Origin of the sequence: Citrobacter sp. Cpo147 (assembly GCF_030332405.1) — a bacterium.
Taxonomy (GTDB): Bacteria; Pseudomonadota; Gammaproteobacteria; order Enterobacterales; family Enterobacteriaceae; genus Citrobacter; species Citrobacter portucalensis.
Window position 1 is genome coordinate 695,477 of the sequence record NZ_JAOWHX010000030.1, and the last position, 14,381, is coordinate 709,857.

At 53.2% G+C, this 14,381-nt stretch carries 13 protein-coding genes; 4 read left to right on the forward strand and 9 right to left on the reverse strand.

Annotated features, from left to right (window positions below; genetic code table 11):
* Positions 1-2: 2 nt before the first annotated feature.
* The 6 genes from phoH to putP form a co-directional block, all read right to left on the reverse strand.
* Positions 3-791: a phosphate starvation-inducible protein PhoH gene (phoH, locus tag OGY06_RS06010; protein ID WP_003832078.1), complete on the reverse strand. Its 789-nt coding sequence runs from the start codon at positions 789-791 to the stop codon at positions 3-5.
* Positions 770-1,066 carry a hypothetical protein gene (locus OGY06_RS06015; protein ID WP_003832077.1) on the reverse strand — a complete coding sequence of 99 codons (297 nt, stop codon included), beginning with the start codon at positions 1,064-1,066 and terminating at the stop codon, positions 770-772. The genes phoH and OGY06_RS06015 overlap by 22 nt, the downstream gene beginning before the upstream one ends.
* Positions 1,067-1,313: 247 nt before the next feature.
* Complete coding sequence (gene efeB / locus OGY06_RS06020; RefSeq protein ID WP_003832075.1) at positions 1,314-2,597, reverse strand: iron uptake transporter deferrochelatase/peroxidase subunit; 1,284 nt, start codon at positions 2,595-2,597, stop codon at positions 1,314-1,316.
* A gap of 5 nt (positions 2,598-2,602) precedes the next feature.
* On the reverse strand, positions 2,603-3,730 hold the full coding sequence (gene efeO / locus OGY06_RS06025; protein WP_003832073.1) for an iron uptake system protein EfeO: 1,128 nt from the start codon (positions 3,728-3,730) through the stop codon (positions 2,603-2,605).
* A gap of 58 nt (positions 3,731-3,788) precedes the next feature.
* Positions 3,789-4,622: an iron uptake transporter permease EfeU gene (gene efeU, locus OGY06_RS06030; RefSeq protein ID WP_003036041.1), complete on the reverse strand. Its 834-nt coding sequence runs from the start codon at positions 4,620-4,622 to the stop codon at positions 3,789-3,791.
* A gap of 213 nt (positions 4,623-4,835) precedes the next feature.
* Positions 4,836-6,344, reverse strand: coding sequence for a sodium/proline symporter PutP (putP, locus tag OGY06_RS06035; RefSeq protein WP_032936247.1), 1,509 nt, complete (start codon positions 6,342-6,344; stop codon positions 4,836-4,838).
* A 422-nt stretch (positions 6,345-6,766) separates the two neighbouring features.
* Between putP and putA the strand changes: the two genes are divergently transcribed.
* Together putA and OGY06_RS06045 are read left to right on the forward strand one after the other, a co-directional pair.
* On the forward strand, positions 6,767-10,729 hold the full coding sequence (putA, locus tag OGY06_RS06040; protein ID WP_063941868.1) for a trifunctional transcriptional regulator/proline dehydrogenase/L-glutamate gamma-semialdehyde dehydrogenase: 3,963 nt from the start codon (positions 6,767-6,769) through the stop codon (positions 10,727-10,729).
* A 59-nt stretch (positions 10,730-10,788) separates the two neighbouring features.
* The gene (locus tag OGY06_RS06045; protein WP_063941867.1) at positions 10,789-11,184 is read left to right on the forward strand and encodes a lysozyme inhibitor LprI family protein; all 396 of its coding nucleotides are present in this window, start codon (positions 10,789-10,791) and stop codon (positions 11,182-11,184) included.
* On the opposite strand, the gene rutR is transcribed toward OGY06_RS06045, so the two are convergent.
* The 3 genes from rutR to OGY06_RS06060 all read right to left on the reverse strand — a co-directional run bounded on the left by rutR (position 11,181) and on the right by OGY06_RS06060 (position 13,127).
* Positions 11,181-11,819, reverse strand: a complete 639-nt coding sequence (rutR, locus tag OGY06_RS06050) for an HTH-type transcriptional regulator RutR (protein ID WP_003036026.1) — start codon at positions 11,817-11,819, stop codon at positions 11,181-11,183. The genes OGY06_RS06045 and rutR overlap by 4 nt on opposite strands.
* A gap of 58 nt (positions 11,820-11,877) precedes the next feature.
* Entirely contained in the window at positions 11,878-12,792 is a 915-nt protein-coding gene (locus OGY06_RS06055) for a DMT family transporter (protein ID WP_286604945.1), read from the reverse strand.
* A gap of 161 nt (positions 12,793-12,953) precedes the next feature.
* On the reverse strand, positions 12,954-13,127 hold the full coding sequence (locus OGY06_RS06060) for a con-10 family general stress protein (protein ID WP_003036022.1): 174 nt from the start codon (positions 13,125-13,127) through the stop codon (positions 12,954-12,956).
* Between the two features lie 386 nt (positions 13,128-13,513).
* Between OGY06_RS06060 and wrbA the strand changes: the two genes are divergently transcribed.
* Entirely contained in the window at positions 13,514-14,110 is a 597-nt protein-coding gene (gene wrbA / locus OGY06_RS06065) for an NAD(P)H:quinone oxidoreductase (RefSeq protein ID WP_003832057.1), read from the forward strand.
* Positions 14,111-14,130: 20 nt separating this feature from the next.
* On the forward strand, positions 14,131-14,358 hold the full coding sequence (locus tag OGY06_RS06070) for a YccJ family protein (protein WP_003036015.1): 228 nt from the start codon (positions 14,131-14,133) through the stop codon (positions 14,356-14,358).
* Positions 14,359-14,381 lie beyond the last annotated feature (23 nt).

Here is a 14,381-nt window from a genome sequence, read left to right on the forward strand (position 1 = left end):
TATCAGTTGTAAGCGTTGAGCGTCCGCTGACAAAGCGCAGAGCGGACGCAATCGTCTTTATTGAAACGAACAATCCCAACCATCTCATCTTCTTCGAAACGGGCCAGCGCATCGCTAAGCCCTGAGCGAACGTGGGCTGGTAGATCGCACTGGGTCACATCCCCATTCACAATCACCGTCACATTCTCCCCGAGGCGGGTCAAAAACATCTTCATTTGCGCAGCAGTGACGTTCTGAGCCTCGTCAAGAATGACCACTGCATTTTCAAATGTACGTCCACGCATATAGGCGAACGGCGCGATTTCCACCTTACCAATCTCAGGTCGCAGGCAATATTGCATGAAGGAGGCTCCCAGCCGTTTGACAAGCACGTCATACACGGGGCGAAAATAGGGAGCAAACTTCTCGGAAACATCTCCAGGTAAGAAGCCGAGGTCTTCATCAGCTTGCAGAACTGGACGGGTTACAATGATCCTGTCCACATCTTTATGGATCAGGGCCTCTGCTGCTTTTGCCGCGCTGATCCAGGTTTTACCACACCCGGCTTCACCGGTGGCGAAGATCAGCTGTTTACTCTCGATAGCATTCAGGTAGTGCGCCTGAGCTTCATTCCGCGCCGTGATTGGCGAGGCGTCGCGACTGTCACGCGCCATACCAATCGCTTCTACGCCGCCCATCTGCACAAGCGAGGTGACCGATTCATCTTCACGTTGCTTATGGCTACGCGAATCCCGCCTCAGCACACGTTTTGCTTCACGACGAGCTTTGATCACTGCTTTTTGTCTTCCCATGGATAGCACCTTGAGTTGTAGGTATACATCACACGCGCCGTTGGCGGCACGATTATGCGCACGAACATCTGAGGGTTGGCTTCCTTGTAAGCCATTGCTTGCTTTCGGATAAGACGCCACGCACAGCTACGCGCACCGTACAGGGCGTCAGTTGCGAAGATAAGAAGTGAATAAGAGAGAGATTTAGCGGTGACGAGGAGGCTACCGGAAGAGAAACGTCCGCGTAAGGTACTGCTGTTACTGTGAAAAACGTGTCCAATACAGGACTTTTCCATTCGCGATCTCCATAGTGAATGACAATCACCGCCGGGAACTACCGCTATTACTTATAAGTACATCATAACCTTTCGCTAATGCAACAATATTTTTACTTACTGTTAACTTAAATTCTATCTTATCACCAGAGACAGTCTCTTGCAGAGAGATGACAGAATTATTTCAGTCGCATACCGATCATAAAAAATAGTTTGTTCCTTCATCAAGATGTCAGGAAAAACCCCGCTGTACTGCGGGGCATAATCATCAGGCTTCAAGCAGAGACTGTCCCAGATAATTGTCTGCAGTTTTAACACCCGGCAAAGCAAAGAAATATCCCCCACCAATCGGTTTGACATATTCTTCCAGCGCTTCACCGTTCAGACGTTTCTGCACTGTCAAAAAACCTTTTTCCAGATCGTGTTGATAGCAGACAAACAACAGCCCCATATCCAGTTGACCGGAATTAGTCACACCGAGCGAATAACTGTAGCCACGACGCATCATCAGGCTGGAGTCGGTCTCTTTCGTACGCGGATTTGCGAGACGGATATGGCTGTCGAGCGCAATCACCTCGCCTTCAGGATCGCTGGCATAGTCAGGCACATCATGCTCATGCTGCATACCCAGCGGCGCGCCGGTGTGTTTATCGCGACCAAAAATCGTTTGCTGCTCTTTCAGCGGCGTACGATCCCAGAACTCAACGCGAAACTGAATGAGCCTGACGGCCTGATAGCTACCGCCTTGTGCCCAGTCAGGCTCGCCCTGCCCGTCCGTAACCCACACCACGTCTTGCATCAACTTCGCATCCGTAGCGTCCGGATTCGCGGTGCCGTCTTTAAAGCCAAGCAAATTGACCGGGGTCTCTTTGCCTTTACTACGTGCGGCGTGGTCGGAAATAAAACCTTCACGTTTCCAGCGCACGCTAAGGAGATCGGGTGTATGTTTAATGATATCGCGCAACGCGTGGATGACGGTGTCCTGGGTGTTGGCACAAATCTGCAGCAGCACATCGCCATGGCACAGCGCCGCATCCAGCGAATCATTCGGGAAACGGGTCATTTTTTGCAGCTTTTTCGGCATCTGCGATTTCAGGCCATAGCGTTCATCAAACAGCGAGGAGCCGACTGACAACGTCATCGTCAGGTTGTCTGGCGCAATGTATGCGCCGAGGATACCTGAATCCATAGGGGGGAGACGCGGATTCGGCGTATCCGGCGCCGGTCCACCGGTGGTCAGAAACGCAAACCGGCTGGTCAGCAACCGGAATAACCGCTCAAGATCGGCCTTATCGCTGGCGAGAACATCGAATGCCACCAGCATCATTGATGCCTGCTGCGGCGTCAGGATCCCCGCCTGATGCTGACCATAAAACGGCTGCGCTTCACTACGTGCATCCGGAGACAACGTGCCCGGCGCGCTTTGTGATTTTTGCGCGTGGGCAACCGGACACCCACCCGCCAGCGCCAGCGCCCCACCCAGGGCGCCCATCCCTTTCAGTAAACGTCGGCGTGACGGTTCGCTCACGCCGTTTTCATTATCTTGCTGCATAGTGCTTAGTCCAGACCCAGAACACCGCGTAATTGCGACAAATCTTCCGCCAGCGTCGTGATTGGCCCTTTCAGTGCATTACGATCGGCATCAGTCAGTTTGTCATAGGTTTCAAAGCCGTCTTTGGTACGGTACTTGCTCAGAATGGTATCGACCTTTTTGAAGTTCGCATCCACCTTCGCAAGCAGTTCAGCATTGGATTTTTGCAACTGAGGACGCAGGAGATCGACAATTTTCTGCGCACCATCGACGTTGGCCTGGAAATCCCACAGATCGGTATGGCTATAGCGATCTTCTTCCCCACTGATTTTGCTGGCAGCAACTTCTTCAATCAGTCCTGCTGCCCCGCCAACAACTTTAGACGGTGGGAAAGCCAGCTCGCTAATACGCGTTTGCAGGTCAAGAACATCGCTGTTTAATTGGTCGGCGTACTTATCCATACCTTTGGTGGTATTGTCGCCAAACAGCGCTTTCTCCAGGCGGTGGAAGCCGGTGAATTTAGGATCGGCGGCTTTTTGCTCATAATCATCTTCACGTGCATCGATGCTGCCATCGAGATCGGAGAACAGTTCAGCAATCGGTTCAATACGCTCATAATGCTGACGGGTTGGCGCATACAGCGATTTCGCTTTTTCCAGATCGCCAGCTTTAATCGCATCGGTAAAGGCTTTGGTGCCCGCAACCAACTGCGCGGTTTCGGCTGTCACATAGGCTTTGTATTCGGTAATCGCGCCGCTCAGACTCAGCAGAGCATCGCTTTGCGCGGCATCCGCCGTTGCGCTACCTTTTACGATCAGTTTGCCTTTCGGGTTAGTCAACAGGCCGCAGGTCATATCATATTCGCCAGGCTGGAGGTTAGCGGTCATTTTCTGGCTAAAGCCCGGTGCAATGTTTTCGCGTTCTTCAACCACCATAACGCCTTTGAGGATCTCCCACTCCAGCGCTTTCTGGCTATGGTTCTGGATGATGAACTGCGTTTTCCCTGCATTAACCGTGATAGTCATCGGTTCACATTGTTTGTCGTTAACCGTGACTTTCACCTGCGGAATATCGGCAGCTTGTGCATTAAAAGCGGAGGCAAACAGCGCGGCGATACCTAGCTGCAGCGCACTACGGCGAAAATTAAACGTCATAACCTATCCCTATAAATAAGTATGTTGTAACTAAAAAGTATTCTGCATCGCGTTTTTATCAAGGTGCGGTACGCGATGCCGTAGTGCCTGAACGCGGCGGTAACGCAAACATAATCAACGCCGGAATCAGGTAGATAAACCAGACAGCGACTTCACTAACGCTTGGCGCTTCCTGATAGCCGAAAATGCCTTCCATCAATGTGCCAAACAGCGAATGCGTCGACAGCACGCTGCTCAGGTCAAACGCCACATCCTGAAAATGATTCCACAACCCAGCTTCGTGGAAAGCACGGATTGCCCCTGCAGCAAGACCGGCAGCCACCAGCAAAATGAACAGGCTGGTCCATTTGAAAAATGCCCCGAGATTGAGGCGAATGCCGCCGAGGTAAATCAGGTAACCCAGTACCACCGCGGTAGCCAGTCCCAGCATCGCGCCTAACGGCGGCCAGATACCTACATCCTGCTGGAATGCTGCCAGCAGGAAGAACACCGACTCCAGCCCTTCACGGGCAACAGCAAAAAAGACCATCATAACCAGCGCCCAGCCGTGATGGTTGCCACGCTGCAACGCGTTATCGACAGCCTGTTCAAGCTGGACTTTGACGTTGCGCGAAACTTTACGCATCCAGAACACCATCCAGGTGAGGATCACCACGGCAATGACCGCCACGATGCCTTCAAACAGCTCCTGTTCTTTTTGCGGAAATTCACCGGTGGTTTCGTTGATGAAAATCCCTAACGCCAGGCATAACGCCGCCGCCAGCAGAACACCAATCCACATCACACCAATCCATCGACCACGCTGAGTCCGTTTCAGGTAGCTGGCAATCAGGCTGACAATCAGCGCGGCCTCTAACCCTTCGCGCAACATAATTAGAAATGGAACAAACATGCGAAGAACCCTTAAACGTTATTCTCAGTCAATTGATGAAAAGAAAAGTAAATTACAGTGATAGTGATTATCATTACAGGAAAGAAAAACTCAAGCAGAATGTTTTGAGAATGATGACTGAATGTAAAAGGTTAGGCAGGTAATGGTTATAGCAGGTTTACAACGGAAGCAATAAAAAAGCCCGCACGCGGCGGGCTTGAAGACAGAGGCAGATTATTCTGCCTGTAAACGCGATGGCGGAGCTGAGTGATAATGCGCATCAGCCTCGGCAAAACGTTGCTGCATAGCAGTTGAAGGCGCTTTACCCAACAGGCTGAAGACCACAATACCGATGCTGCCGAAAACAAAGCCCGGGATGATTTCATACAGACCCAACCAGGCAAACTGCTTCCAGACGATTACCGTCACCGCACCGATGATCATCCCTGCCAGCGCGCCGTTGCGGGTCATACGCGACCACATTACCGAGAACAGAACCACCGGACCAAACGCCGCGCCGAAGCCCGCCCAGGCGTAGCTTACCAGACCCAGCACGCGGTTCTCCGGGTTCGCCGCCAGCGCGATAGACACCAGCGCCACGACCAGCACCATGATGCGGCCAATCCATACCAGCTCTTTCTGGCTGGCATTTTTACGCAGGAACGCTTTGTACAAATCTTCGGTGATTGCGCTGGAGCACACCAGCAGCTGGCAGCTCAAGGTCGACATAACCGCAGCGAGGATCGCAGACAGCAGAATACCAGCAATCCACGGGTTGAACAGGATTTGCGCCAGTTCAATAAACACGCGCTCGGCGTTCTGGTTAACAGCACCGGCAAGCTGTGGGTTGTTGTTAAAGTAAGCAATACCAAAGAAGCCCACGGCCACGGCACCTGCCAGGCACAGGATCATCCAGGTCATACTGATACGGCGAGCATGAACGATGCTATGGTGGGAATCTGCTGCCATAAAGCGCGCCAGAATATGCGGCTGGCCAAAGTAGCCCAGACCCCAGCCCATCAAAGAAATGATGGCAACAAAATTCAGCCCTTTGAACATGTCCACGTTCTCAATGCTCTTTTGTTTAATCACTTCCAGCGAATCTTCAAATCCACCCACGCCAATAATGACCATCACCGGCGTCAGGATCAGAGCAAAGATCATCAGGCTGGCCTGGACGGTATCGGTCCAGCTAACCGCCAGGAAACCACCAATAAAGGTATAAATGATCGTCGCGGCCGCCCCTGCCCACAGCGCTGTTTCATAGCTCATGCCAAAGGTGCTTTCAAACAGACGCGCCCCTGCCACAATCCCTGAAGCACAATAGATGGTGAAAAACAGCAAAATAACCAGCGCAGAGATAATACGCAAAATTCGGCTTTTATCTTCAAAGCGACCGGTAAAGTAATCCGGTAACGTCAGCGCATTGTTATTGTATTCGGTATGTACACGTAAACGTCCGGCCACCAGCTTCCAGTTGATCCATGCGCCCAAAATAAGGCCGATGGCGATCCAGCTTTCTGAAATCCCCGACAGGAAAATCGCGCCGGGCAACCCCATCAGCAACCAGCCGCTCATGTCAGATGCCCCGGCAGATAACGCGGTCACGAATGGACCCAGACTGCGTCCACCCAGAATGTAATCGTCAAAGTTTTTGGTTGAACGCCATGCAATAAACCCTATCAATATCATGCCGAAAATATAGACACAGAATGTCACTAACATCGGTGTGCTAATAGCCATCAAAAATCTCCAAAATTATGTATCAGCAATGCCGTGGCTTGCCGTTTTATTACCCTGCCGGAACGTGGCAAAGATATCTATGTTGACCAGGGCGACCGTATCCTGCCGGAAGCGATGGTTATTCACAATCGATTTAACACACCATTTACATCAAATTTGATCCAGAGTAGATAGCATTTTTCTGTAGGTTGCACTCTCTCACATTTTTTTCGGTTGCACCTTTTAAAAGTGTTAACTACCGCAGAGAAAAAGATTCTGTAATTTTTACAGCCCACATCATAAGACTCATATTTATTAACATTTCATTCATTTCCAAGCTTGCAAACCAAGTCACATTTAACACGGTTGCACAAAGTTGCAACATAGTGGATATTTCTCGGTAACTATCAGCCCCGTATTTCAGTACAACAGGAGTAAACGGCATGGGAACCACCACGATGGGGGTTAAACTGGATGACGCCACTCGCGAGCGTATTAAAACAGCAGCATCACGAATCGATCGCACGCCACATTGGCTGATCAAGCAAGCCATCTTTAATTATCTCGAAAGACTGGAAAATGACGACGCGCTTCCTGAACTGCCGGCCCTGCTGGCGGGTGCCGCGAATGAGGGTGAGGAGTCAACCACGCCGCAGAATGAAGCGCACCAGCCTTTCCTGGAATTTGCCGAACAGATCCTGCCGCAGTCTGTTTCCCGTGCAGCAATCACCGCCGCGTACCGCCGAGCCGAAACCGATGCCGTGCCGATGCTGATGGAGCAGGCTCGTCTGCCGCAACCCATCGCGGAGCAAGCACACAAGCTGGCGTACGATCTGGCTGACAAACTGCGTAACCAAAAGACCGCCAGCGGCCGCGCCGGGATGGTACAAGGTTTATTGCAGGAATTCTCCCTTTCTTCACAGGAAGGCGTCGCGCTGATGTGTCTGGCGGAAGCCCTGCTGCGTATTCCCGATAAGGCAACCCGCGATGCGTTAATCCGCGACAAAATCAGCAACGGCAACTGGCAGTCGCACATTGGACGCAGCCCGTCCCTGTTCGTCAACGCGGCGACCTGGGGGCTGTTGTTTACCGGTCGTCTGGTTTCTACGCATAATGAGGCCAGCCTTTCACGCTCACTCAACCGTATTATCGGCAAGAGCGGTGAACCACTGGTACGTAAAGGTGTCGACATGGCAATGCGCCTGATGGGCGAGCAGTTTGTCACCGGAGAGACTATCGCTGAAGCGCTGGCTAACGCGCGTAAACTGGAAGAAAAAGGCTTCCGCTACTCTTACGACATGCTGGGCGAAGCGGCTCTGACCGCAGCAGATGCCCAGGCTTACATGGTTTCGTACCAACAGGCAATCCACGCCATTGGTAAAGCCTCAAATGGTCGCGGCATCTATGAAGGGCCAGGCATTTCTATCAAGCTGTCAGCGCTGCATCCGCGTTATAGCCGCGCGCAGTATGACCGCGTGATGGATGAACTCTATCCGCGTCTGAAGTCGCTTACTCTGCTGGCCCGCCAGTACGACATCGGTATCAATATCGATGCTGAAGAGGCCGACCGACTGGAGATCTCCCTCGATCTGCTGGAGAAACTGTGCTTTGAACCTGAACTGGCGGGCTGGAACGGTATCGGCTTTGTTATTCAGGCCTACCAGAAGCGCTGCCCGTATGTTATCGACTACCTGATTGATCTCGCCACGCGCAGCCGCCGTCGCCTGATGATCCGTCTGGTTAAGGGCGCCTACTGGGATAGCGAAATCAAACGTGCGCAAATGGACGGTCTGGAAGGTTATCCGGTCTATACCCGTAAGGTCTACACCGACGTTTCCTATCTGGCCTGTGCGAAAAAACTGCTTGCGGTACCGAATCTGATCTACCCGCAGTTCGCCACCCACAACGCCCATACGCTGGCGGCGATTTATCAGTTGGCCGGTCAAAACTACTATCCTGGTCAGTACGAGTTCCAGTGCCTGCACGGTATGGGCGAACCGCTGTATGAGCAGGTCACCGGTAAAGTTGCCGATGGCAAACTGAACCGTCCATGCCGCATTTATGCACCGGTAGGCACGCATGAAACGCTGCTGGCATATCTGGTGCGTCGTCTGCTGGAAAACGGCGCCAACACTTCATTCGTCAATCGCATTGCAGACACTACCCTGCCGCTGGATGAACTGGTAGCCGATCCGGTCGAAGCCGTTGAAAAACTGGCGCAGCAGGAAGGCCAGGCTGGTCTGCCACATCCGAAGATTGCCCTGCCGCGTGATCTGTACGGTAAAGGCCGTGAAAACTCAGGCGGTCTGGATTTAGCAAACGAACATCGTCTGGCCTCGCTGTCCTCTGCCCTACTCAACAGCGCACTGCAAAAATGGCACGCAAAACCGATGCTCGAACATCCGGTTGCTGACGGTGAAATGACCCCAGTCGTCAACCCGGCCGAACCGAAAGACATTGTCGGTTACGTGCGTGAAGCAACCCACAGCGAAGTGGAACAGGCATTGCAGAACGCGGTAAATAACGCGCCGATCTGGTTCGCCACACCGCCACAAGAGCGCGCCGTTATTTTGCATCGCGCCGCCGTTCTGATGGAAGGCCAGATGCAGCAGTTAATTGGCATTCTGGTGCGCGAAGCAGGCAAAACCTTCAGCAACGCCATTGCGGAAGTACGCGAAGCGGTTGACTTCCTGCACTATTATGCCGGTCAGGTCCGCGATGACTTCGATAATGAAACCCATCGTCCGTTAGGGCCGGTGGTCTGTATCAGCCCGTGGAACTTCCCGCTGGCCATTTTCACCGGGCAGATTGCCGCTGCGCTGGCGGCGGGCAACAGCGTGTTGGCAAAACCCGCGGAACAAACTCCGCTGATTGCCGCCCAGGGTATTGCCATTTTACTCGAAGCAGGTGTGCCGCCAGGCGTGGTGCAACTGTTGCCTGGTCAAGGCGAAACGGTCGGGGCACAGCTCACTTCCGATGAGCGCGTACGCGGCGTCATGTTTACCGGCTCAACGGAAGTCGCCACGCTGTTGCAACGCAATATCGCGACCCGCCTCGATGCTCAGGGGCGCCCAATCCCGCTTATCGCCGAAACCGGCGGGATGAACGCCATGATCGTCGACTCTTCTGCGTTAACGGAACAGGTGGTGGTCGACGTTCTGGCTTCTGCCTTTGACAGCGCCGGACAGCGCTGCTCAGCGCTTCGCGTCCTGTGTCTGCAGGACGATGTCGCCGACCATACGCTGAAAATGCTGCGTGGCGCGATGGCGGAATGTCGCATGGGTAACCCGGGCCGTCTGACCACCGATATTGGACCGGTTATCGATGAAGAAGCCAAAGCCAATATTGAGCGCCATATTCAGGCCATGCGCGCTAAAGGGCGTCCGGTGTTCCAGGCCGTGCGCGAAAACAGCGACGATGCGCGTGAATGGCAAACCGGTACCTTTATCGCGCCGACGCTTATCGAGCTGGAAAGCTTCGACGAATTGCAAAAAGAGGTGTTCGGTCCGGTACTGCACGTGGTGCGTTACACCCGCAACAATCTGGGCAGCCTGATTGAGCAAATTAATGCCTCCGGCTACGGCCTGACGCTGGGCGTGCACACCCGTATCGATGAAACCATCGCCCAGGTCACGGGTTCGGCACATGTGGGGAACCTGTACGTTAACCGCAATATGGTCGGCGCCGTCGTCGGAGTGCAGCCATTCGGTGGCGAAGGCTTGTCAGGAACCGGGCCAAAAGCGGGTGGACCGCTGTATCTGTACCGCCTGCTGGCAAACCGTCCGGAAAATGCGTTAGGCATTACGCTTGCCCGTCAGGATGCCGAATACCCGGTCGATGCACAGCTTAAAACGGCGCTCGTTCAGCCGCTGGAAGCGCTTAGCGAATGGGCAACCGATCGTCCAGCACTGCGTGCGCTCTGCCAACAGTTTGGTGAACTGGCGCAGGCCGGAACGCAACGCCTGCTGCCAGGACCCACCGGCGAGCGCAATACCTGGACGCTGTTGCCGCGCGAACGCGTGCTGTGTATCGCCGATGACGAACAGGACGCACTGGTACAAGTTGCCGCTGTAACTTCCGTTGGTAGCTTAATCCTGTGGCCAGATGATACGTTCCATCGCGACCTGGCAAAACGCCTGCCAGCCGCGGTTTCCGGGCGCATTCAGTTTGCCAAAGCGGACAACATCGCCACGCAGCCGTTTGATGCGGTTATTTTCCACGGCGATTCCGATCAGCTTCGCGCACTGTGTGAAGCAGTGGCGGCCCGCGAAGGGGCGATTGTGTCGGTCCAGGGCTTTGCCCGCGGCGAAAGCAATATCCTGCTGGAAAGGTTGTATATTGAGCGCTCCCTGAGCGTCAATACCGCCGCAGCTGGGGGGAACGCCAGCCTGATGACAATCGGCTAAGGTTGTGGTTAATTAAGGCTCCGGTAACGGGGCCTTTTTTTATTAAGCCAGAGGGAAGCATGAAACGAATCGTACTGACATGTGCAGTGCTGCTGCTGAGCGGCCAGGCGCTGGCGGATGACTGCGCCAACGCGAACACGCAGATTGAGATGAACACCTGTGCGGCAGAGCAGTATAAGGCGGCCGACGCCAAACTTAATGAAACGTACCAGAATGCGCTAAAGCGCGCCGCCCCAACCCAGCGCGATTTACTGAAAAAAGCGCAAATATCATGGATAACTTTGCGCGATGCAGATTGTGCATTAATCAGTTCCGGTACCGAAGGCGGTAGCGTTCAGGCGATGATTTCCAGCCAGTGCCTGACGGATAAGACCAACGAGCGCGAAGCGTTTCTCGCCTCGCTCTTGCAGTGTGAAGAAGGCGATTTAAGCTGCCCGTTACCGCCGGCCAGTTAACGCACGCGGATCCCTTCAATAATCATCCGCTGTACGCTCTCCACCGTTTGGTTAAAAAAGGCTTCATCACGCAGCGTTGCGCCCGTCACCGCCTCTACCTGTGGGGCAAAATCGGCGTAGTGCTGAGTTGAAGCCCAAATCATAAAAATCAGATGATGCGGATCGACCGGAGCCAGTTTTCCGCTTTTGATCCAACCGGCAATCAGCGCGGATTTCTCATCAATTAGCGTTTTGAGATCCCCCTCCAGTTCTGCCATCAATAAAGGCGCTCCGGCCAGCATCTCCATACAAAACAGCCGTGAGGCCTGAGGGTAATCGCGCGACACTTCCAGCTTAAGGCGAATGTATTCTTTAATGGCCACCAGCGGTGCAAAGTCTTCGCGAAAAGCTTTCAATGGAGCTAGCCAGATGTCGAGGATCTGCCGTAAAACGGCGATATAAAGCACCTCTTTTGACGGGTAGTAATAAAGTAAATTGGTTTTTGACACGCCCGCCTGCTCTGCCACCTGCTCCAGGCGAGTGCCGTGGATCCCATATTGGGAGAAGATATTTAATGCCGCGGTTAAGATGGCCTGGCGTTTTGCACTGACGGCCTGCGAGCGCTTACCTGTTTTTTTCTCTGCGCGTTGGACCATGCGCCCTCTCCTTCTTGTGAGGGCGTCAGCATACCAAATCACGCGGTGAATGGTTAAATTAAAGCGATTCCGGCGGCGCCTCTTGTCCAAGCGCTTTTTTCTTTTTGAACTTCAGCTCGCTGACCAGTACGCCAACAATAATGAATGCCGCACCAAGCAATGCAAGTAGCGGTAAACGTTCACCCGCCAGACGGCCAAAGATCCCCGCCCACACCGGCTCACCGGTATAAATAACCGTTGCGCGCGTCGGCGAAACGCTGCGCTGCGCCCAGTTCATGGTGACCTGAATAATCGCGCTAAAAATCCCCAGCCCCAGCGCCACCACCAGCAATCCGGTAGACATTGGTGGTACGGTCTCTCCGGCCGGTCCCATCGCCATAAACGCCACTATCGAAGCGGTTGCCAGTTGCACTACCGTTACCCGACGTACATCCACTTTTCCCGCCCACGCGCTAATCAGGATAATTTCTGCCGCAATCGCCACCGCACCGGCAAGCGTGATCCACTCGCCTTCGCCCAGGGCCAGTAAATTGCCTCCCGGTCCGGCAAGAAAAATCAATCCGATAAAGGCCAGCACAATGCCGACGCACGGCATCAGGCCAGGCATGCGCCCCAGGCACAGCCATTGTAAAAGCGGCACCAACGGTACGTACATCGCGGTAATAAACGCCGATTTACTGCTGGGAATAAACTGTAGCCCCCAGGTTTGCAGACTATAGCCCAGCGCAATTGCGATACCGATTGCAACCCCAGCTTTGACTTCCAGCCACGTCAGCTTATGCAGTGTGTGTAACGATAAAAGCGCGACCGCCAGCGCGGCAGTGGCAAAACGCACACCGACAAAGAAAAAAGGGCCGCTCAGGGTAACGGCATATTGCACCGCCAAAAACGTGCCACCCCAGAACATGGTGATCACAATGAGGATCGCTTCCTGAGGTTTAACAGAGAAGGAATAACGAGAAAGTAATGGCATGAGACACCCGATTAACTGAATGTCATTAGTCTGCGTTGCGTTTTGTTACAGTTCAACCTTGCAGACAAAAAAAACCGCCGGAAAGACCCGGCGGCGGTGGCTACGTAACGTCTGTCTCTGACACTCAGCCGTCACGACATATCTGACAGATAGCCCGACAATTACGATTTGTTGTTGCCGTGGCTATTTTTGCCCCCTTTTTTGCCTGCCTCTGAAGCGCGTTGCGGGTCATTCTTGAAGTTGCCCCCGCTGTGCTGGCCACCTTTTCGACCTGCTTCTGATGCTCTTTCGCGGTCTTCCGCAAAGTTGCCGGAACCGCCCCGATGGTTTGCCATTACTGACCTCCGTCATTGATTAGACATCATATTGCATAGGTACTGAGGAGTGATACCTCACGCAGCGTTACGGGCGAGGCCCTGAAAATAACTGCGTGGGAATAAGCATAGTGAAGCGTGGCCAGGGCAGACGCTAACTGTAATATCCTGCAACAGGATCAGGAGTGACAAAGAAATAATCACCATAAGAAATCAATAAGTCTTTCTTATGACTACCGAATTCTACCCGGTTAAATATGTATCATTTTGCTACAAAGCAGGTTGTTATAAAAATTGTTATAAATCAAAGAAGTGATTGTGAAATTTGCACTCCTGACAGTACGTCATATCTTTAAAGGTAGGTAGCGAATCGCTACGGACACGGTTAACTCGAGGAGTAGTGTAAAATGGCAAAAGTTCTGGTGCTTTATTATTCCATGTACGGACACATTGAAACTATGGCCCACGCAGTCGCAGAAGGCGCAAATAAGGTAGATGGCGCAGAAGTGATTATTAAGCGTGTACCAGAGACCATGCAGCCCGAGATTTTCCTTAAGGCTGGCGGCAAAACACAAAACGCACCAGTCGCAACCCCGCAAGAACTGGCTGATTACGACGCCATCATTTTTGGTACCCCCACGCGCTTTGGTAATATGTCCGGTCAGATGCGTACCTTCCTCGACCAGACTGGCGGGCTGTGGGCCTCTGGCGGCCTGTACGGCAAACTCGCCAGCGTATTCAGCTCAACGGGAACCGGCGGCGGTCAGGAACAAACCATTACATCAACCTGGACTACGCTTGCCCACCATGGGATGGTGATTGTACCTATCGGTTACGCGGCGCAAGAGCTGTTTGATGTCTCACAAGTTCGCGGCGGTACCCCTTACGGTGCAACCACCATTGCCGGAGGCGACGGCTCCCGCCAGCCAAGTCAGGAAGAATTATCTATCGCCCGCTATCAGGGTGAATATGTCGCAGGTCTGGCAGTAAAACTCAACGGCTAATCTTCAACAGGAGGATTCGAATGCCAACTCAAGAAGCGAAAGCCCATCGCGTCGGCGAATGGGCAAGTCTGCGCAATACATCGCCGGAAATAGCCGAAGCCATTTTTGAAGTCGCGCATTATGACGAGAAACTGGCGGAAAAAATTTGGGAAGAAGGTAGCGATGAGGTACTCATCAAAGCCTTTGAAAAAACAGACAAAGATTCGCTCTTTTGGGGTGAACAGACTATCGAACGCAAAAACGTCTAGCGCGCTGACTCCCCCGCGAACAC